This is a genomic window from Massilia sp. CFBP9012 (assembly GCF_034045115.1).
Lineage (GTDB): Bacteria > Pseudomonadota > Gammaproteobacteria > Burkholderiales > Burkholderiaceae_D > Telluria.
The window spans coordinates 181,978-199,018 of the sequence record NZ_JAXCWM010000011.1 but is presented as its reverse complement, the minus strand read 5'-3'; the positions used below and the strand labels follow the sequence as shown (position 1 = coordinate 199,018).

Genomic DNA, 17,041 nt, shown 5'->3' with positions numbered 1-17,041 from the left:
TGACCCAGCTCAATGCGGTTGATGAAAGTATAGGAAAACTATACCACATCAGTAAATAAAAACTATACTCTTCTGTATAGTTTTCCTATACCATGCCTGCATGGATATTCAGACGACGATTGCAGGCTGGGTCAGGGAAGCGCGCACCGCCGCCGGGCTGTCCGGGACGGCGCTCGGCGCGCGGCTGGCGCTCGAGCTCGGCACCGAGCGCGGCAATACCAAAGCCAATATCTCGCACTGGGAAAACGAAAAGCACAGCCCGAACCTGAAGCAGCTGCTCGCCATTTCGCGCGTCACCGGCCGCAGCCTGCCGCCCGACATCCTGGCGTCGATGTCGGGCGTGTCGGCGAACGAAGCGCCCCCTGGCGGCGTGACGAACGCCCTGCGGGTGGTGGCGGCCGAAGGCGACGACGATGGTTTCGTGCAGATCCCGATGGTCAAGCTGCGGCTGTCGGCCGGCATCACCGGCTACCAGACCGAGCCGGAAAAGCGTGACGGCGGTACGCTCGGCATGCGCCGCACCTGGCTCGAGCGCAACCAATACAGTCCGTCGCACCTGATCGCCATCTACGTCAAAGGCGAGAGCATGGAGCCCTCGTTGTACGCGGGCGACATCGTGGTCATCAACACGCTCGACACCAAGTTGGTCGACGGCGCCGTGTACGCCTTCAACTACGAGGGCGAGGCCGTGGTCAAGCGCCTGGCGCGCGACGCCGGCCAGTGGTGGCTGACCTCGGACAACGTCGATGGGCGCAAATACCACCGCAAGCTGTGCCAGGGCGGCGAATGCATCGTCATCGGGCGCGTGGTGCGCAAGGAAAGCGACCGCATTTGACACTGACCGGCGGCATCGTCACCGTGCGCGGCATCCGGCTGGCGCTCGTCTTCACCCCTCCCGATTGCCTGCGGACCGGTGCCGGCGACGCCCTGCTGGCGCGGCTCGGCCCCTGGTTTCCGCGCCTGCCGGTCATGCTGGCGGCGCCGCGCGCGCATCCGACGCTGGCCTACGCGCAATTCGATGCGCACGCGCTGCTGCCGGAACTCGACCTTGCCGACATGGTCGAACGAGAGATCGATCTCGACGGCCCGCCGCCCGACGACAGCACCTTGCCGTTCTAGGGCGTCACCTGCCCAAAGGCGTTGGGCGCGCGCTCCAGGATGCGCTGCAACGCCGGGTGGTGCACGCGCCGCTCGACCGTTACGGCATAGATCTGCTCGACGATCGAATCGATCACGCCCACGTGCTCCAGTCCATACTGCGCGCACAGCGAATCCGCCAGCACGGTCGGCGCCACCATGAAACCGGCGCCTGCGCCGGCGAAGGAACCGAGCAAGGCGCCATCGTCGAATTCGCCCACCACGATCGGACGCAGTCCATGCGCTTCGAGCCAGGCCTTGAGCTGGCTGTGCAGGGCCGCGTCCTCGCCCGGCATCAGGAACGGCGCGCCCTTCAGGCGTTGCGGGAATGGCCCGTCCCAGCGCCGGCAGACATCGCGATGAGCGACCACGGTCACCGTGCTCGACCCCAGCAGGTGACTGTGGCCGCGCACCGCGCCGCCGGGCGGCAGGCCCTGGTCCGAGATCAGCAGGTCGAGCCGGTGCGCGCTCAGGTCTTCCATCAGGTCAGCGAAGCGCCCTTCCCTGCACACCAGGTGCATGGCCAGGCCGGCGTCACGCGCCGGCTGCAGCAGGCGGAAGGCCATCGTCTTGGCGATCACGTCGCACAGGCCGACCCGCAGGGTTTCGGTCTCCGTGAACACGCCGCGCCGCACTGCCTGCTCCAGCTCGTTGCCGAGGCTGAAGATCTGGTCCGCATAGCGCAGCACCGTCTTGCCGGCTTCGGTCAAGGCCAGCCCACGCCCCTTCTTGCGCAGCAATTCCTCGCCAAGCTGGTCTTCCAGCACCTGCAACTGGGTGCTGATCGCCTGCGGCGACACGTGCAGCTGTTCCGCGGCGCGCGCCACGCTGCCCACCGTCGCGACCGCATGAAAGTATTGGAGGTGCTTGTAATTGATCATGCAATACCACCAAGAAATGGAATGATTTCGAAAGATTACTCGATTTTACTTTCGAATAATCGCGCCGTATATTGATGACTCCCAGTTCTTGAAGAAGCGAGGAATGCAATGAGAAGTTATCCCACCAACAGCCCGAAAGCGATGTGCCGCCTGCTGGCGCTGGCCATGATCGTCGACGGCCGCATCGCGCCGCAGGAACTCAAGAGCCTGCACCGCAGCGGCGTACTCGGGGCGCTGCGGGTGAGCGAAGACACCTTCGACGACACGGCGGGCGAGCTGACCCAGGACTTGCTGGCGACCAGCGCCGACCGCGAAGCCGGCATGGTCGAGATCGCGCCCGAGACGATCGATCGCCTGCTGGGCGAGGTGCAGGACGAGCTGCTCCGCGCCACTGTCCTCAAGGGCATGCTCGAGATCGTGCGCGCCGACAACGTGATCGACCACCGCGAGCGCAGGCTGCTGCGCCGCGCGATGCACGCCTGGGCTGGCTCGGGCGTCGAGGCCGACAGCGCGCTTTGACGAGACGGGGTGGCGCCCTCGCATGCATACATTGAAAGACATGCTTGCAATTCGAGGCGCCGCCGTTACAAAGCGACACCATTTCAATATATTGCTGGACTAGCCCAGCCATACAATGAAGACCTCACATTGCGCGAGGTCCATCATGTCGAATTATTCCCAGGAGTACCGGTACAAGCTGACGCCGTCCGAGATGGACTGGTCCCGGCAGCTCGACCTGCGGCCGGTGCACGACCCGGATCTCGGCCAGTATTACGGCCGCACCGCCAACTTCGGCACCCATGACCCGTATGCCAGCCAGGACGACATCTTCGTCTTCCACGCCACCAGGGGCATGGCCTATACGGTCCAGAGCGGCAGTTACTTCGATCCCATTGACTTGCGCATCTACGACGACGATGGCCGGGAAATTGCCAGCGACGATGGCAGTGGCGCCTATGGGTATGACTACGCGTCCTTCGTCGCCCCGTATTCCGGCTGGTACTACATCGACGCATCGTGGAGCCAGGGCTACTACGACACCTATGCCAGCCTGAACGTCTACGAAGACCGGGTGCCGGTCTACCTGCCGGCCAACACCATCGTCGGCAGCGGCGGCCACGACATGCTGTATGGCACGCGCTCGGACGACTTCGTCGACGGCGGCGCCGGCATCGACACCTTCGTGCTGGAAGGCTATCGCGACGAATACACGGTCAGCGTGAAAAACGGCACGATCACGGTCAGCGACCTGCTGGGCCTGGACGGCGTCGACACCTTGGGCAACGTCGAGCGGCTGTCCTTCGAGGGCGGCGATGTCATTTCCTACGAGACCACGGGCTTCCCGGCCGAGGCCTATCGCCTGTACCAGGCGGCCTTCGACCGCACGCCGGACAAGGTTGGCCTTGGATACTGGATGGGCAAGATGGGGGACGGGGCGAGCCTGCACGCGGTGGCGGACGCCTTCGTCCACTCGTCCGAATTTGGCAAGCTGGTCGGCCCTGCGGCCAGCAATGCGGACATCATCACCCTGCTCTATGCGAACGTGCTCGACCGTGCACCGGATGCGAAGGGATTTGACTACTGGCTGGATGCGCTGGACAGCAAGAAGGCGACGGTGGCCGATATGCTCGTCGGGTTCAGCGAAAGCCCGGAAAACCAGGCGAAGGTGATCGGTTCGCTGGAGGCAGGTTACGAGTTCATCGTGACCTGATCAGCAAGTAGGTCGAACAGCGCATCGAGTGACGCAGTGTGGCCCGCCCTGAGGGAATCGAACCCCCGACCCACGGCTTAGAAGGCCGTTGCTCTATCCGACTGAGCTAAGGGCGGTCTTGGAAGAGGCGCTACTATAAACCCCCAGCATTGATACTTGCAATATGACAATGCAAGCCTTGCTGGCGTAGCGATGCTGAAAACAAAACAGGCCGTCTATGACGGCCTGCCTTGATGAATCTTTTGGTCGGAGTACAAGGATTCGAACCTTGGACCCCCTGGTCCCAAACCAGGTGCGCTACCGGGCTGCGCTACACTCCGCCGTGAGAAACATTATAAGCGATGGCGACGCGAAACGCCAGCCCCTGCCTGCATCTGGCCGGACTGGCGATTTAATCAGGCAGCCAGCTTGTCCGCGATACGGCGCGCCATGCTTTCAGCCATGGCCGCCTCTTTCGCTTCCACCATCACGCGGATCAACGGTTCGGTGCCGGACGCACGGATCAGCACGCGGCCGTTGTCGCCCAGCTCGCGCTCGACCGCTTCCTTCTCGGCCACCAGGGCCTGGTCGCTGGTCCAGTCGAAGCCCGGCGTAACCTTCTTGTTGATCAGGGTCTGCGGGAACAATTGCAGCTCGCTGCAGCATTCCGCCAGCGATTTATTGCCGCGCACCAGGGCCGACAGTACTTGCAACGCCGACACGATGCCGTCGCCGGTGCTGTGCTTGTCCAGCGCCAGCAAGTGGCCCGAGCCTTCGCCGCCGAACAGCCAGCCGCGTTCTTTCATGACTTCCAGCACGTAGCGGTCGCCGACCTTGGCGCGCGCGAAGCCGATGCCCATCTGCTTGAAAGCGACTTCGAGCGCCATATTCGTCATCAGGGTGCCGACGGCGCCCGCCACCGGGCCGGTGCTCATGCGGTCGCGCACCATCACGTACAGCAGCTCGTCGCCGTTATAGACGCGGCCGTTGGCGTCCACCATGATCAGGCGATCGGCGTCGCCGTCCAGCGCGATGCCGAGGTCGGCCTTGTTGGCCACCACGGCTTCGGACAGCGCCTTCGGCGCGGTGGCGCCAAAGCCGGCGTTGATATTGAAGCCGTCCGGCTGGGCGCCGATCGAGATTACTTCGGCGCCCAGTTCGTGGAACACGTGCGGTGCGATGTTATAGGCGGCGCCGTGGGCGCTGTCGACGACGATCTTCAGGCCGCGCAGGTCGAGCTCGTTCGGGAAGGTGCTCTTGCAGAATTCGATGTAGCGGCCCTGGGCGTCGCGCAGGCGGGTCGCGCGGCCGAGTTTATCGGAGGCGACGCAGCCCATCGGCTGGTCGATCGCTTCTTCGATCTCGAGCTCGACGGCGTCCGGCAGCTTGGTGCCGTGTTCCGAGAAAAACTTGATGCCGTTGTCCTGGAAGGGATTGTGCGAGGCCGAGATCACGACGCCGGCCTGCAGGCGCAGTGCGCGGGTCAGGTAGGCGATGGCGGGGGTCGGCATCGGGCCGGCCAGCATCGAATCGACGCCCGCGGCGGACAGGCCGGCTTCCAGCGCCGCTTCGAGCATATAGCCCGAGATGCGGGTGTCCTTGCCGATCAGGACGACCGGGCGACCGCTGCTCGACTTGCGGCCCTTGGCCAGGACGGTGCCGGCGGCATAGCCGAGACGCATCACGAATTCAGGAGTAATTGGCGCAACGCCCACCGTGCCACGAATGCCATCGGTGCCGAAATATTTCCGTGCCATCTAGTTCTCTTTTCTCTTATTGAAACGATTTTTACAGGACCGAGAGTGGATGCGTCGCCGCATGCCACACTTTCAGGGCATCGACAGTCTCCGCCACATCATGCACACGCACGATTCTAGCGCCATGCGCTACCGCAGCCAATGCCGCGCCGATGCTGCCGGCCACCCGCTGTTCGACCGGACGCCCGGTCACGGCGCCGATCATGGATTTGCGCGACATGCCGGCCAATACCGGCAGGCCAAGTTCCTCGCGCATGCGCGGCAAGCCGCGCAGCAATGCATAGTTGTGCTCGACTGTCTTGCCGAAGCCGAAGCCGGGATCGACGCAGATACGCTCGCGCTCGATGCCGGCCGCGGTCATCGCATCCACGCGCTCGCGCAGGAAGGCGATCACCTCCCCCACCACGTCGTCGTAACGCGGCGCCTGCTGCATGGTGTCGGGCGTGGCCTGCATGTGCATGACGCACAGGCCGCAATCGCTGTCCTGCACCGCGGCGATCGCGCCCGGCGCACGGAAGCCGTTGATGTCGTTGATCATGTCGGCGCCGGCGATCAGCGCTTCGCGCATGACCTCCGGTTTGCAGGTATCGACCGACAGCGCCACGTCGAGCGTGCGCAGCGCATACAGGGTCGGCATCACGCGCCGCAGCTCTTCGTCCAGCGGCACGCTCGGCGAGCCGGGACGGGTCGATTCGCCGCCGATGTCGATCATCGTGGCGCCATTCTTGATCATGGCCTCGGCATGGGTCAGCGCGAATTCGAGGCCCTGGTAGCGACCGCCGTCGGAAAACGAGTCCGGCGTAATGTTCAGGATGCCCATCACCACTGGATAGACAGATTCGGCCCCCTCCAGCGCGAAGCTGAAGTGGCCGCATTGCAGTTTCTTGGTCATGGCGTAAAACAGCGGGGTCAGGTCTGACAATCAGACACGACCTCGACAATAAATGTATTTAAAGGTTGAGCTCGTGTCCGAAAGTCAGACCTGACCCCAGCTTTTTGCAAAACAAAAAAGGCACCCTGACGGGTGCCTTTGAGGGGGGAGACAGCGTCAGGCCGGTGCGGTGGCATTCGGCGCCACACCGCCCGAGCCACTGTCGCCAGGCGGCGTGCGCTTGGTCAGCACGGTCTTCGGCTGGCGCGGCTCGCGGCCGGCCATGATGTCGTTGATCTGCTCGGAATCGATGGTTTCCCAGTCGAGCAGCGCCTTGGTCATCATCTCGACCTTGTCACGGTTCTCTTCCAGCAGACGGCGTGCCAGCGCGTACTGCGTGTCGAGGATGGCGCGGATTTCGGCGTCGACCTTTTGCTGCGTCGCTTCCGAGATGGTCTTGGTGGCGCCGCCGAAGAAGCCTTCGTTCTCGCTGTCTTCGTAGACCATCACGCCCATGCTGTCGGACATGCCGAAGCGGGTCACCATCGAGCGTGCCAGCTTGGTGGCGCGCGAGAAGTCGTTCGAGGCGCCGGTCGACATCTGGCCGACAAAGATCTCTTCAGCAATACGGCCGCCGAACAGGATCGAGATTTCCTCGAGCATCTTGTCTTTGTAGCCGGACAACGCGTCATGCTCCGGCAGCTGCCAGGTCAGGCCCAGCGCGTAACCGCGCGGCATGATCGTGACCTTGTGCACCGGATCGGCCTTCGGCAGCAGCTTGGCGACCACCGCGTGGCCCGACTCGTGGTAAGCCGTATTGCGGCGTTCCTCTTCGCGCATGACCATCGACTTGCGCTCCGGCCCCATAAAGATCTTGTCCTTGGCATCTTCGAAGTCGATCATCTCGACCAGGCGTTTGCTGCGGCGTGCGGCGAACAGCGCCGCTTCGTTGACCAGGTTGGCCAGGTCGGCGCCCGAGAAGCCCGGGGTGCCGCGCGCCAGGATGTCGGCCTTGACGTCGGTGCCGATCGGCACTTTACGCATGTGCACGTTGAGGATCTGTTCGCGGCCGCGGATGTCCGGCAGGCCCACCATCACCTGGCGGTCGAAACGGCCCGGACGCAGCAGCGCCTTGTCCAGCACGTCGGCGCGGTTGGTGGCGGCGATCACGATCACGCCCGACTGGGCTTCGAAACCGTCCATCTCCACCAGCAACTGGTTAAGGGTTTGTTCGCGTTCGTCGTTGCCGCCGCCCATGCCGGCGCCACGGTGACGGCCGACCGCGTCGATCTCGTCGATGAAGATGATGCAAGGCGAATGCTTCTTGGCATTCTCGAACATGTCGCGAACACGCGACGCACCGACGCCGACGAACATCTCGACGAAGTCGGAACCCGAGATCGAGAAGAACGGCACCTTGGCTTCGCCGGCGATAGCGCGCGCCAACAGGGTCTTACCGGTACCTGGAGGACCGACCATCAGCACGCCGCGTGGAATGCGGCCGCCCAGTTTCTGGAACTTGGTGGGATCCTTGAGGAAGTCGACGATCTCCGAGACTTCTTCTTTCGCTTCGTCGCAACCGGCGACGTCGGCGAAGGTAACGGTGTTATTGGTTTCGTCGAGCATGCGCGCCTTCGACTTGCCGAAGGAGAAAGCGCCGCCCTTGCCGCCGCCCTGCATCTGGCGCATGAAGAACACCCAGACGCCGATCAGGAGCAGCATCGGGAACCACGAAATGAACACCTGCTGCAGGAACGATGGCTCCTCGGGCGGCTTCACGTCGAAGCGCACGCCGTTTTCACGCAGGTCGCCGATCAGGCCGCGGTCCAGGATGGTCGCGGTCGCGCGCACCTTGGAATCGTCGCTGCGGGTGGCGGTGATATTCGAGCCTTCGATCGTCACATCCTTGATGCGACGTTGTTTGATCTCATCGAGCAGCTCGGAATAAGCAATGGTCTTGCTGCCGCCGGCGACGCTATGGGTGTCGAACTGCTTGAACAGCATGAACAACAGCAGCGCGACGACCACCCAGATGGCGGATTTGGAAAACATATTATTCACGAGCACTCCTCCGATGCAATTGCATCTCTACCGATTTCAGTATTCTGATTTTACCCGCAATAAGCCGACACCGCCACGCGGCGCAGGCAATAGTGCCAAAATACTATGTTTTTACGTCCCAATGGCCGCAGGCCGCCCCGTAAGGGGGCGCAAGCAGCGGGATCACGCGGCAGATGTATGGCCGCGCGCCGGGATTTCAAGGGGCAATTCTATGCCCGGATGCAGGTTTACGCCGATGGGTTCTTCAGGCCGCGCCCCAGCAGGAAAATCTCGGATGATTTGTCGCGACTCGCTTTGGGCTTGACCTGTTTCACCACCTTGAATTCGGTCCGGAATTTTTCCAGGATTTGTGTAAAACCCATGTCTTTAAAGCACTTTACCAGTAATGCCCCTTCGGGTTTCAGGTGGGCCTGCGAAAATTCGATCGCCAGATCGATTAAATGTTCCATGCGCGCCGCATCGGCATGACTGATGCCGGACAAATTGGGCGCCATATCGGACAGCACCACATCGACCCTGCGGCCGGACAGGACAGTATCCAGCTGGGAGAGCACTTCTTCCTCGCGGAAGTCACCCTGGATATATTGAACGTCCGCGATGGCTTCCATCGGCAGGATGTCCAGGCCGATGATGGTGCCGTTGATGCCGCCGCCGTCCTTGCCTGCCAGCTTGCGCCGGGTGTACTGGGCCCAGCTGCCGGGGGTGCAACCGAGGTCGACCACGGTGTGACCGGACTTGATGAGCTTTTCAGCCTCGTCGATCTCCTTGAGTTTGTAGGCCGCACGTGCCCGATAACCCTCTTTCTGTGCAAGTTTCACGTAGGGATCGTTAATATGGTCGTGTAACCAGTTTTTGTTTAATTTGTTCTTGGCCATTCGCGTAGAATACTGCTTTTATAGGTACATCAAAAAATATAGTTATGATCAAACTCACACCGGCCGAGCGCAGTGCCCTGCGCGCAGAAGCTCACGGGCTCAATCCAGTCGTCATGATCGGCGAAGCCGGCCTTACCGAATCCGTCGTCAAGGAAATCTCGGCCAGTCTCGACGCACACGGCCTGATCAAGGTGCGCGTGTTCGGCGACGACCGCGAAGCGCGCGTCGCCATGTACGACCAGATCGCCACCGACCTCGATACCGCCCAGGTCCAGCACATCGGCAAGCTGCTGGTCCTCTACCGTCCAAAGAAAGAGGCGGTCAAGGAGCGCAGCGGCAAATCGGGCCCGGGCATGCGCGAAGTCACCATCGTCAAGGCCAGCGCCAGCGGCACCAAGAAGCCGAGCGTCACCAAGGTCATGCTGAAAGGGAACGAACGCGTCACCGCCGGCGGCAACATCAAGCGCGCCAAGCCGCGTCAGACCAGTTCCAAGAAAAATTCGCTGAATAAGTGAACAAAAAAACCGGGGCAACCCGGTTTTTTTACGTCGGTACAGTTTGCGCTCAACGCAACCTGACCAGCAGCCACGCTCCAAGCAAGCTCTGCACGAGATAGAAGAGCTGCGACACCCCATGCATCACGGCGAACTGCGTCCAGTACGGCGACGCCCTCACCCCGCCCGGCCCTGCCAGCTCACGCAATTGCGCCATGGCCGGCTGCAGCCCGACGAAAATCACCAGCGTACACACCAGCATCGCCAGCACCAGCAGGTTCAGAAAACGCCGGCGCGGCGGCGCCAGGTCGGTCGACACCCGCAGCAAGACCAGCAGTACCACAGCACAGGCGATAGACAGCCACGCCTGGCGCGTGAGCAGCACCGCCACCAGGTCGCCCGCCTGCACGCTGCCAAGGACCGCGAACGCCGCCGGCGCCGCGATATAGCCGAGCGCCCAAAGGACACCCGCCCACAGCGCGGCCACCAGCAGGCGCGCGGCCGGCAAGCGCCCTGCCTTGACTCCGCTGGCCGCGGTCCCTTCCATCAGACGTAGCGGACTTCGAGGATTTCGTATTCGCGCGGACCCGACGGGGCCTGCACTTCGACCACGTCTTCGGCAAACTTGCCGATCAGCGCGCGCGCGATCGGCGAGGTCACCGAGACCTTGTTCAGTTTCAGGTCGGCTTCATCCATGCCGACGATCTGGTAGGTGACTTTCTGGCCCGATTCCAGGTCTTCGAGGTCGACCGTGGCGCCGAACACCACGCGGCCTTCGGCGTCGAGCGTCGACGGATCGATGACCTGGGCGGTCGAGAGCTTGCCTTCGAGCTCGGCGATGCGGCCTTCGACGAAGGCCTGGCGCTCCTTGGCGGCGTCGTACTCGGCGTTTTCGGACAGGTCGCCATGCGAACGCGCCTCGGCGATCGCGTCGATCACGATGCGGCGCTCCTTGGTCTTGAGCTGGTGCAGCTCTTCTTTCAGGAGTTCTGCGCCGAATTTGGTCAGTGGTGTGTTCATGGTTCTCTGCTGTTTGTGTTGTACGGGACACCCGTAGCATCTCAAAGCGAAAACCACAGAGGCACGCGGCGCCAAGGCCGCGCGAGCTCTGTGGTTCACTTGTGTACTAAGCTGTCCTACGGGTACTGCGTGTGCTTAGTGTAAGGTTTTATGCAGGCCTTGTAAATCGTACACGCGCAGTTCGTCGATGTGACGCATGCCCTCGATCGCCGCTTCGGCGCCGAAGATCGTGGTGTAGGTCACCACGTGCGCCGCCAGTGCCGAGGTACGGATCGCGCGCGAATCGTTGATCGCGCTGCGCTTTTCCTCAACCGTGTTCACGACCATCACGATTTCACGGTTCTTGATCATGTCGACCACGTGCGGACGGCCTTCCAGCACCTTGTTCACCGAACGTACAGGAATGCCGGCGGCAGCGATCACGGCCGCGGTGCCCTTGGTCGCCACCAGGTCGAAGCCCAGCGCCACCAGGTCGCGCGCCACGGCCACGGTGCGCGGCTTGTCGGACGACTTCACCGACAGGAACACCGTGCCCGACTTCGGCAGCTTGATGCCGGCCGCCAGCTGCGATTTGACGAAGGCTTCGCCGAAGGTGGTGCCCACGCCCATCACTTCGCCGGTCGATTTCATCTCTGGCCCCAGGATGGTGTCGACGCCCGGGAACTTCACGAACGGGAACACGACTTCCTTGACGCTGTAGAACGGCGGGATCACCTCTTTGGTGATGCCCTGCTGCGCCAGCGTCTGGCCGACCATGCAGCGCGCCGCGATCTTGGCCAGCTGCAGGCCGGTCGCCTTCGAAACGAACGGCACGGTGCGCGAGGCGCGCGGGTTCACTTCCAGCACATAGACGGTGTCGACGGTCTGGCCGTTTTCTTCCGACTGCTTGATCGCGAACTGCACGTTCATCAGGCCGACCACGTTCAGGGCCTTGGCCATCAGCGAGGTCTGGCGCTTGAGTTCATCGATCGTGCTTTGCGACAGCGAGTACGGCGGCAGCGAGCAGGCCGAGTCGCCCGAGTGCACGCCGGCCTGTTCGATGTGTTCCATCACGCCGCCGATGAAGGTCGCTTCGCCGTCCGAGATGCAGTCGACGTCGACTTCGATGGCGTCGTTCAGGAAGCGGTCGAGCAGCACCGGCGAATCGTGCGAGACCTTGACCGCTTCGCGCATATAGCGCTCCAGGTCGCGCTGCTCGTGGACGATTTCCATCGCGCGGCCACCCAGCACATACGAAGGACGCACCACCAGCGGGTAGCCGATCTCTTCGGCCAGCGCCAGGGCGTCGGCTTCGGTGCGCGCGGTGCGGTTCGGCGGCTGGCGCAGATCCAGCTTTTGCAGCAGCTGCTGGAAACGCTCGCGGTCTTCGGCGGCGTCGATCATGTCCGGCGAGGTGCCGATGATCGGCACGCCGTTCGCTTCCAGGTCCAGCGCCAGCTTCAGCGGGGTCTGGCCGCCGTACTGCACGATCACGCCGACCGGCTTTTCCAGTTCCACGATCTCGAGCACGTCTTCCAGGGTCAGCGACTCGAAGTACAGGCGGTCCGAGGTATCGTAGTCGGTCGACACGGTCTCTGGATTGCAGTTGACCATGATGGTCTCGTAGCCGTCTTCGCGCATGGCCAGGGCGGCGTGCACGCAGCAGTAGTCGAACTCGATGCCCTGGCCGATACGGTTCGGGCCACCGCCCAGCACCATGATCTTCTTCTTGTCGGTCGGGTTCGACTCGCACTCCTCATCGTACGTCGAGTACATATAGGCGGTGTCGGTCGCGAATTCGGCGGCGCAGGTATCGACCCGCTTGTAGACCGGACGGATGCCCAGCTCATGGCGGCGGGCGCGCACGGCCATCGGCTCGACCTTCAACAAGAAGGCCAGGCGGCGGTCGGCGAAACCTTTTTGCTTGAGCTTGTACAGCAGCGGCTTGTCCAGCGACTCCAGGGTCTGGGTCTCGAGCCACAGCTCGATGTCCACGATCTCCTTGATCTGCACCAGGAACCATGGATCGATCTTGGTCAGGTTGTGCACTTCTTCCAGGGTGAAGCCCTGGGCGAAAGCGTCACCCACATACCAGATGCGGTCCGGGCCAGGTTCGCCCAGCTCTTCCTCGATCTTTTCGCGGTCGCGGGTTTTTTCGTTCAGGCCGTCGACACCGACTTCCAGGCCGCGCAGGGCTTTCTGGAACGATTCCTGGAAGGTGCGGCCCATCGCCATGACTTCACCGACCGACTTCATCTGCGTAGTCAGGTGCTTGTCGGCGGTCGGGAATTTCTCGAACGTGAAGCGTGGGATCTTGGTGACGACGTAGTCGATCGACGGCTCGAACGAGGCCGGGGTCGCGCCGCCGGTGATCTCGTTGCGCAGCTCATCCAGCGTGAAGCCGACCGCCAGTTTCGCGGCCACCTTGGCGATCGGGAATCCGGTCGCTTTCGAGGCCAGCGCCGACGAACGCGACACGCGCGGGTTCATCTCGATGACGATCATGCGGCCGTCCTTCGGGTTGATCGAGAACTGCACGTTCGAGCCGCCCGTGTCGACGCCGATCTCGCGCAGCACGTCGATCGACGCGTTACGCATGATCTGGTATTCCTTGTCGGTCAGGGTCTGCGCCGGCGCCACGGTGATCGAGTCGCCGGTGTGCACGCCCATCGGATCCAGGTTCTCGATCGAGCAGATGATGATGCAGTTGTCGTTCTTGTCGCGAACAACTTCCATCTCATACTCTTTCCAGCCGAGCAGCGATTCTTCGATCAGCAGCTCGTTGGTCGGCGATGCTTCCAGGCCGCGCTTGCAGATCGCTTCGAATTCTTCTTCGTTGTAGGCGATGCCGCCGCCGCTGCCGCCCATCGTGAACGAAGGACGGATGATGGTCGGGAAGCCCAGCTCGCGCTGCACGGTCCAGGCTTCGTCCATCGAGTGGGCCACGCCCGAACGCGCCGAGCCCAGGCCGATCTTGGTCATCGCGTCCTTGAACTTCGAACGGTCTTCGGCCTTGTCGATCGCTTCTGGCGTGGCGCCGATCAGCTCGACCTTGTACTTGTCCAGCACGCCGTGGCGGTGCAGGTCGAGTGCGCAGTTCAGCGCGGTCTGGCCGCCCATGGTCGGCAGGATCGCGTCAGGACGCTCTTTCTCGATGATGCGCTCGACGACCTTCCAGGTGATCGGCTCGATATAGGTCACGTCCGCCGTTTCCGGGTCGGTCATGATGGTCGCCGGGTTCGAATTGACCAGGATGACCTTGTAGCCTTCTTCGCGCAAGGCCTTGCAGGCCTGGGCGCCGGAGTAGTCGAATTCGACTGCCTGGCCGATGACGATCGGGCCGGCGCCGATGATCAGGATGCTTTTGATATCACTACGTTTTGGCATATTATTTTTTCTCCGCTGCTTGCATCAGGCCGATGAAGCGGTCAAACAGGTAGGCGACGTCGGTCGGACCGGGCGAGGCTTCCGGGTGGCCCTGGAAGCAGAACGCCGGTTTGTCCGTGCGGGCGAAGCCCTGCAGCGAGCCGTCGAACAGCGAGACGTGGGTCACGCGGCAGTTGACCGGCAAGGTTTCCGGATCGACCGCGAAGCCGTGGTTCTGCGAGGTGATCAAGACCTTCTTGCTGTCCAGGTCCTGCACCGGGTGGTTGGCGCCATGGTGGCCGAACTTCATCTTCATGGTCTTGGCGCCGGACGCCAGCGCCATGATCTGGTGACCGAGGCAGATGCCGAAGGTCGGGATGCCTTTTTCGATCAGCTCGCGCGAGGCCGCAATGGCGTAATCGCATGGCTCCGGGTCGCCCGGGCCGTTGGCCAGGAAGATACCGTCCGGATTGAGCGCCAGCGCGTCGGCGGCGGTCGATTGCGCCGGCAGCACGGTGACCTTGCAGCCGCGTTCGGCCAGCATGCGCAGGATGTTGCGCTTGACGCCGTAGTCGAAGGCGACCACATGGTATTTAGGATTGGTCTGCTTGCCGAAACCTGCACCCAGTTTCCACTCGGTTTCGGTGAACTCGTAAGGCTCAGTAACGGACACGACCTTTGCCAGGTCCATGCCGGCCAGACCCGGGAACGAGCGCGCCAGTTCCAGCGCCTGGGCTGGCGACGGCTCGGCGCCTTGGGCGGCGGTCAGGATCGCGCCGGCCTGGGCGCCTTTTTCGCGCAGGATGCGGGTCAGTTTGCGGGTATCGATGCCGGCGATGGCAACCACGTTCTCTTGCTTGAGATAGTCGCCCAGCGATTGGGTCGAACGGAAGTTCGAGGCCAAGAGCGGCAGGTCACGGATGATCAGGCCGGCGGCGTGCACCTTGCTCGATTCGACGTCGGCGCTGTTCACGCCGTAGTTGCCGATGTGCGGATAGGTCAGGGTAACGATCTGGCGCGAGTAGCTCGGATCGGTCAGGATTTCCTGGTAGCCGGTGATCGCGGTGTTGAACACCACTTCGCCGGTCGTATGACCGACGGCACCAATGGAATATCCTTTGAAGATGGTCCCGTCAGCAAGTGCCAGGATGGCTGGAACGGAGGGGCCAGAAAAAAATGGCGGCAAGGGCAACTCCCGAAAAAGTTGCCGTAGCTTCGCCACGTCAGACCGACATCCAACTGTCCTGGACGCAGTAGAGCCGCCCGGTGTTGGAGGTCATGTTGAATGAGGGATGGTGGGTATGCGCTACGGCTAAGTTTGAATTAGATAAACTTCCGAATTATAGCGCGAACTCTGATGTTCGGCAATGCGGCGCTGCCACACACCCGCCAGCAAATTCACGGAAGATGACACGCCCGGCCATCTTCCCTGCCCTGCTGAAACTTATGTTGCGGGTGCAATATGGCGCCCGCAACTTGTCCTCAGGTGGCGCTCAGACGGCGCTCAGTGCGGCAATCCCTGCCCGCGCGATCTGCACGTCCTGTTCCGACTTGACGCCCGAAACGCCGACGGCGCCGATCACGTGGCCGTCGACGATCACCGGCACGCCGCCTTCGAGCATGCCTTCCAGCTTCGGCGCGCTCAGGAAGGACATGCGGCCGCCATTGATCACGTCTTCGTAGAGCTTCGATTCGCGGCGGCCGAGGGCGGCGGTATTGGCCTTGGCGGGCGCGATATACGACGAGACCGGCGGCGCGCCGTCCAGGCGCTGCTGCCACAGCAGGTGGCCGCCGTCGTCGACGATGGCGATCGAGACGTTCCAGCCATTGTTGACGGCTTCGGCTTCGGCGGCTGCGCCGATTTTCTTCACGTCCGCCAGGGTCAGGTAGGGTTTGGTGTTCACGGTATTGCCTTTCTTATGGAATTTGCTGTCGGAGCTTGAGCTTGGCTTTGATTTGCGGCATGACGGCGGCGGCGGCCTGCTCGCCGGCCAGGATGGCGAGATTGCGTCCGCCGAAATCGCTCGATCCCATATTGCCGAGCGCGGGCGTGATCACGATGTCGGCGTCCTTCAGTTCGAAATGGTTCAGGCGCTGGCCCATGATGCTGAAGGTCTGCATCAGCACGTCGAGCGAGCTGGCCGTGGCCGCGCCTTCGGTCGCGCTCGAGATATTGACGGCGATAATGAAATCGGCGCCCATCTCGCGCACGAAGCGCACCGGCACCGGCGCCACCAGGCCGCCGTCGACATATTCCTTGTTACCGATCTTGACCGGCTGGAACACGCTCGGCACAGCCGACGAGGCGCGCACCGCCATCCCGGTATTGCCGCGGTTGAACAGGATCGGCTGGCCGCTCTTGAGGTCGGTCGCCACGGCGCCGAAGCGCAATTTCAGCTTTTCCATCGGAACATTGCCGATCGCCTTGTTCACATAATTCTGCAGCGCCTCGCCCTTGAGCAGGCCACTCGATTTGCTGAGCCACGGCATGGCCCAGTCCGAGATGGTCGCCTCGTCCATGGCGAGGGCCGTTTTTTGCAGGGCGAAGCCGTTCAGGCCCGATGCATACAGCGAGCCGACCACCGAGCCGGCGCTGGTGCCGACCACGATCTCCGGATAGATGCCCTGGGCCTCGAGGGCCTTGATCACGCCGATATGGGCGAAGCCGCGCGCGGCGCCGCCGCCGAGGGCCAGGCCGATACGGATCTTCTTGGGCGGCAGGGGCGCGGCCGCCGGAGGAACGACGGCCGGAGCGGCCGGGACCGGCGTCTGGACCGGCGTGCTGCCGCAGGCGCAGAGGAGCAGTGCGGCGCAGGCCGCGAGGGAGGTACGACGAGAGAGCATGGAATGTGCCGAAAGGAACGAGGCTGGGATTGTACCCCGGCTCGTTCCCCTCGACGCAAGGTCCGC

The 17,041-nt window shown here is 62.8% G+C and carries 16 protein-coding genes and 2 tRNA genes; 5 read left to right on the top strand and 13 right to left on the bottom strand.

The features are described 5' to 3' along the window. Positions 1-100: 100 nt before the first annotated feature. On the top strand, positions 101-835 hold the full coding sequence (locus tag SOM61_RS19185) for an XRE family transcriptional regulator (protein ID WP_320475551.1): 735 nt from the start codon (positions 101-103) through the stop codon (positions 833-835). Beyond that, complete coding sequence (locus SOM61_RS19180; RefSeq protein WP_320475550.1) at positions 832-1,119, top strand: hypothetical protein; 288 nt, start codon at positions 832-834, stop codon at positions 1,117-1,119. Before SOM61_RS19185 ends, SOM61_RS19180 begins: the two co-directional genes overlap by 4 nt. On the opposite strand, the gene SOM61_RS19175 is transcribed toward SOM61_RS19180, so the two are convergent. Further along, positions 1,116-2,018, bottom strand: a complete 903-nt coding sequence (locus SOM61_RS19175) for a LysR family transcriptional regulator (RefSeq protein WP_320475549.1) — start codon at positions 2,016-2,018, stop codon at positions 1,116-1,118. The two genes, SOM61_RS19180 and SOM61_RS19175, sit on opposite strands and share 4 nt — an antisense overlap. Positions 2,019-2,126: 108 nt before the next feature. Here SOM61_RS19175 and SOM61_RS19170 point away from each other — a divergent pair, with 108 nt between their 5' ends. Together SOM61_RS19170 and SOM61_RS19165 are read left to right on the top strand one after the other, a co-directional pair. Then, positions 2,127-2,537: a tellurite resistance TerB family protein gene (locus tag SOM61_RS19170; RefSeq protein WP_320475548.1), complete on the top strand. Its 411-nt coding sequence runs from the start codon at positions 2,127-2,129 to the stop codon at positions 2,535-2,537. 145 nt (positions 2,538-2,682) lie between these two features. Continuing rightward, on the top strand, positions 2,683-3,729 hold the full coding sequence (locus tag SOM61_RS19165; RefSeq protein WP_320475547.1) for a DUF4214 domain-containing protein: 1,047 nt from the start codon (positions 2,683-2,685) through the stop codon (positions 3,727-3,729). A 39-nt stretch (positions 3,730-3,768) separates the two neighbouring features. On the opposite strand, the gene SOM61_RS19160 is transcribed toward SOM61_RS19165, so the two are convergent. From SOM61_RS19160 to SOM61_RS19135, 6 genes are all read right to left on the bottom strand, one after another. After that, a tRNA-Arg gene (locus SOM61_RS19160) sits at positions 3,769-3,845 on the bottom strand. Positions 3,846-3,972: 127 nt separating this feature from the next. Then, positions 3,973-4,049, bottom strand: a tRNA-Pro gene (locus SOM61_RS19155). 75 nt (positions 4,050-4,124) lie between these two features. Then, on the bottom strand, positions 4,125-5,465 hold the full coding sequence (glmM, locus tag SOM61_RS19150) for a phosphoglucosamine mutase (RefSeq protein WP_320475546.1): 1,341 nt from the start codon (positions 5,463-5,465) through the stop codon (positions 4,125-4,127). 31 nt (positions 5,466-5,496) lie between these two features. Next, positions 5,497-6,357 carry a dihydropteroate synthase gene (folP, locus tag SOM61_RS19145; protein WP_320475545.1) on the bottom strand — a complete coding sequence of 287 codons (861 nt, stop codon included), beginning with the start codon at positions 6,355-6,357 and terminating at the stop codon, positions 5,497-5,499. Between the two features lie 156 nt (positions 6,358-6,513). Continuing rightward, a complete protein-coding gene (gene ftsH, locus SOM61_RS19140) occupies positions 6,514-8,397 on the bottom strand; it encodes an ATP-dependent zinc metalloprotease FtsH (protein ID WP_147937026.1) in 1,884 nt (627 codons plus the stop codon). Positions 8,398-8,624: 227 nt separating this feature from the next. Further along, a complete protein-coding gene (locus SOM61_RS19135) occupies positions 8,625-9,272 on the bottom strand; it encodes an RlmE family RNA methyltransferase (protein ID WP_123072169.1) in 648 nt (215 codons plus the stop codon). Positions 9,273-9,316: 44 nt separating this feature from the next. Between SOM61_RS19135 and yhbY the strand changes: the two genes are divergently transcribed. After that, the gene (gene yhbY / locus SOM61_RS19130; protein ID WP_123072170.1) at positions 9,317-9,787 is read left to right on the top strand and encodes a ribosome assembly RNA-binding protein YhbY; all 471 of its coding nucleotides are present in this window, start codon (positions 9,317-9,319) and stop codon (positions 9,785-9,787) included. Between the two features lie 49 nt (positions 9,788-9,836). Here yhbY and SOM61_RS19125 read toward each other — a convergent pair whose 3' ends face one another. The 6 genes from SOM61_RS19125 to SOM61_RS19100 all read right to left on the bottom strand — a co-directional run bounded on the left by SOM61_RS19125 (position 9,837) and on the right by SOM61_RS19100 (position 16,975). Beyond that, positions 9,837-10,274 carry a DUF4149 domain-containing protein gene (locus SOM61_RS19125; RefSeq protein ID WP_320475544.1) on the bottom strand — a complete coding sequence of 146 codons (438 nt, stop codon included), beginning with the start codon at positions 10,272-10,274 and terminating at the stop codon, positions 9,837-9,839. A 38-nt stretch (positions 10,275-10,312) separates the two neighbouring features. Beyond that, positions 10,313-10,786 carry a transcription elongation factor GreA gene (gene greA, locus SOM61_RS19120; protein ID WP_123072171.1) on the bottom strand — a complete coding sequence of 158 codons (474 nt, stop codon included), beginning with the start codon at positions 10,784-10,786 and terminating at the stop codon, positions 10,313-10,315. A gap of 135 nt (positions 10,787-10,921) precedes the next feature. Continuing rightward, positions 10,922-14,152: a carbamoyl-phosphate synthase large subunit gene (gene carB / locus SOM61_RS19115; RefSeq protein ID WP_320475543.1), complete on the bottom strand. Its 3,231-nt coding sequence runs from the start codon at positions 14,150-14,152 to the stop codon at positions 10,922-10,924. Position 14,153: 1 nt separating this feature from the next. After that, entirely contained in the window at positions 14,154-15,317 is a 1,164-nt protein-coding gene (gene carA, locus SOM61_RS19110) for a glutamine-hydrolyzing carbamoyl-phosphate synthase small subunit (protein ID WP_320475542.1), read from the bottom strand. A gap of 307 nt (positions 15,318-15,624) precedes the next feature. Then, a complete protein-coding gene (locus SOM61_RS19105) occupies positions 15,625-16,035 on the bottom strand; it encodes a GlcG/HbpS family heme-binding protein (protein WP_320475541.1) in 411 nt (136 codons plus the stop codon). 13 nt (positions 16,036-16,048) lie between these two features. Beyond that, positions 16,049-16,975, bottom strand: coding sequence for a patatin-like phospholipase family protein (locus SOM61_RS19100; protein ID WP_320475540.1), 927 nt, complete (start codon positions 16,973-16,975; stop codon positions 16,049-16,051). Between the last annotated feature and the right edge of the window lie 66 nt (positions 16,976-17,041).

What these genes read in the sequence shown, in the direction of transcription:
- SOM61_RS19185 (WP_320475551.1), top strand. Translation starts at nt 101, where the DNA reads ATGGATATTCAGACGACGATTGCAGGCTGGGTCAGGGAAGCGCGCACC.
- SOM61_RS19175 (WP_320475549.1), bottom strand. Translation starts at nt 2,018, where the DNA reads ATGATCAATTACAAGCACCTCCAATACTTTCATGCGGTCGCGACGGTG.
- SOM61_RS19170 (WP_320475548.1), top strand. Translation starts at nt 2,127, where the DNA reads ATGAGAAGTTATCCCACCAACAGCCCGAAAGCGATGTGCCGCCTGCTG.
- SOM61_RS19165 (WP_320475547.1), top strand. Translation starts at nt 2,683, where the DNA reads ATGTCGAATTATTCCCAGGAGTACCGGTACAAGCTGACGCCGTCCGAG.
- glmM (WP_320475546.1), bottom strand. Translation starts at nt 5,465, where the DNA reads ATGGCACGGAAATATTTCGGCACCGATGGCATTCGTGGCACGGTGGGC.
- folP (WP_320475545.1), bottom strand. Translation starts at nt 6,357, where the DNA reads ATGACCAAGAAACTGCAATGCGGCCACTTCAGCTTCGCGCTGGAGGGG.
- SOM61_RS19135 (WP_123072169.1), bottom strand. Translation starts at nt 9,272, where the DNA reads ATGGCCAAGAACAAATTAAACAAAAACTGGTTACACGACCATATTAAC.
- yhbY (WP_123072170.1), top strand. Translation starts at nt 9,317, where the DNA reads ATGATCAAACTCACACCGGCCGAGCGCAGTGCCCTGCGCGCAGAAGCT.
- greA (WP_123072171.1), bottom strand. Translation starts at nt 10,786, where the DNA reads ATGAACACACCACTGACCAAATTCGGCGCAGAACTCCTGAAAGAAGAG.
- carB (WP_320475543.1), bottom strand. Translation starts at nt 14,152, where the DNA reads ATGCCAAAACGTAGTGATATCAAAAGCATCCTGATCATCGGCGCCGGC.
- SOM61_RS19100 (WP_320475540.1), bottom strand. Translation starts at nt 16,975, where the DNA reads ATGCTCTCTCGTCGTACCTCCCTCGCGGCCTGCGCCGCACTGCTCCTC.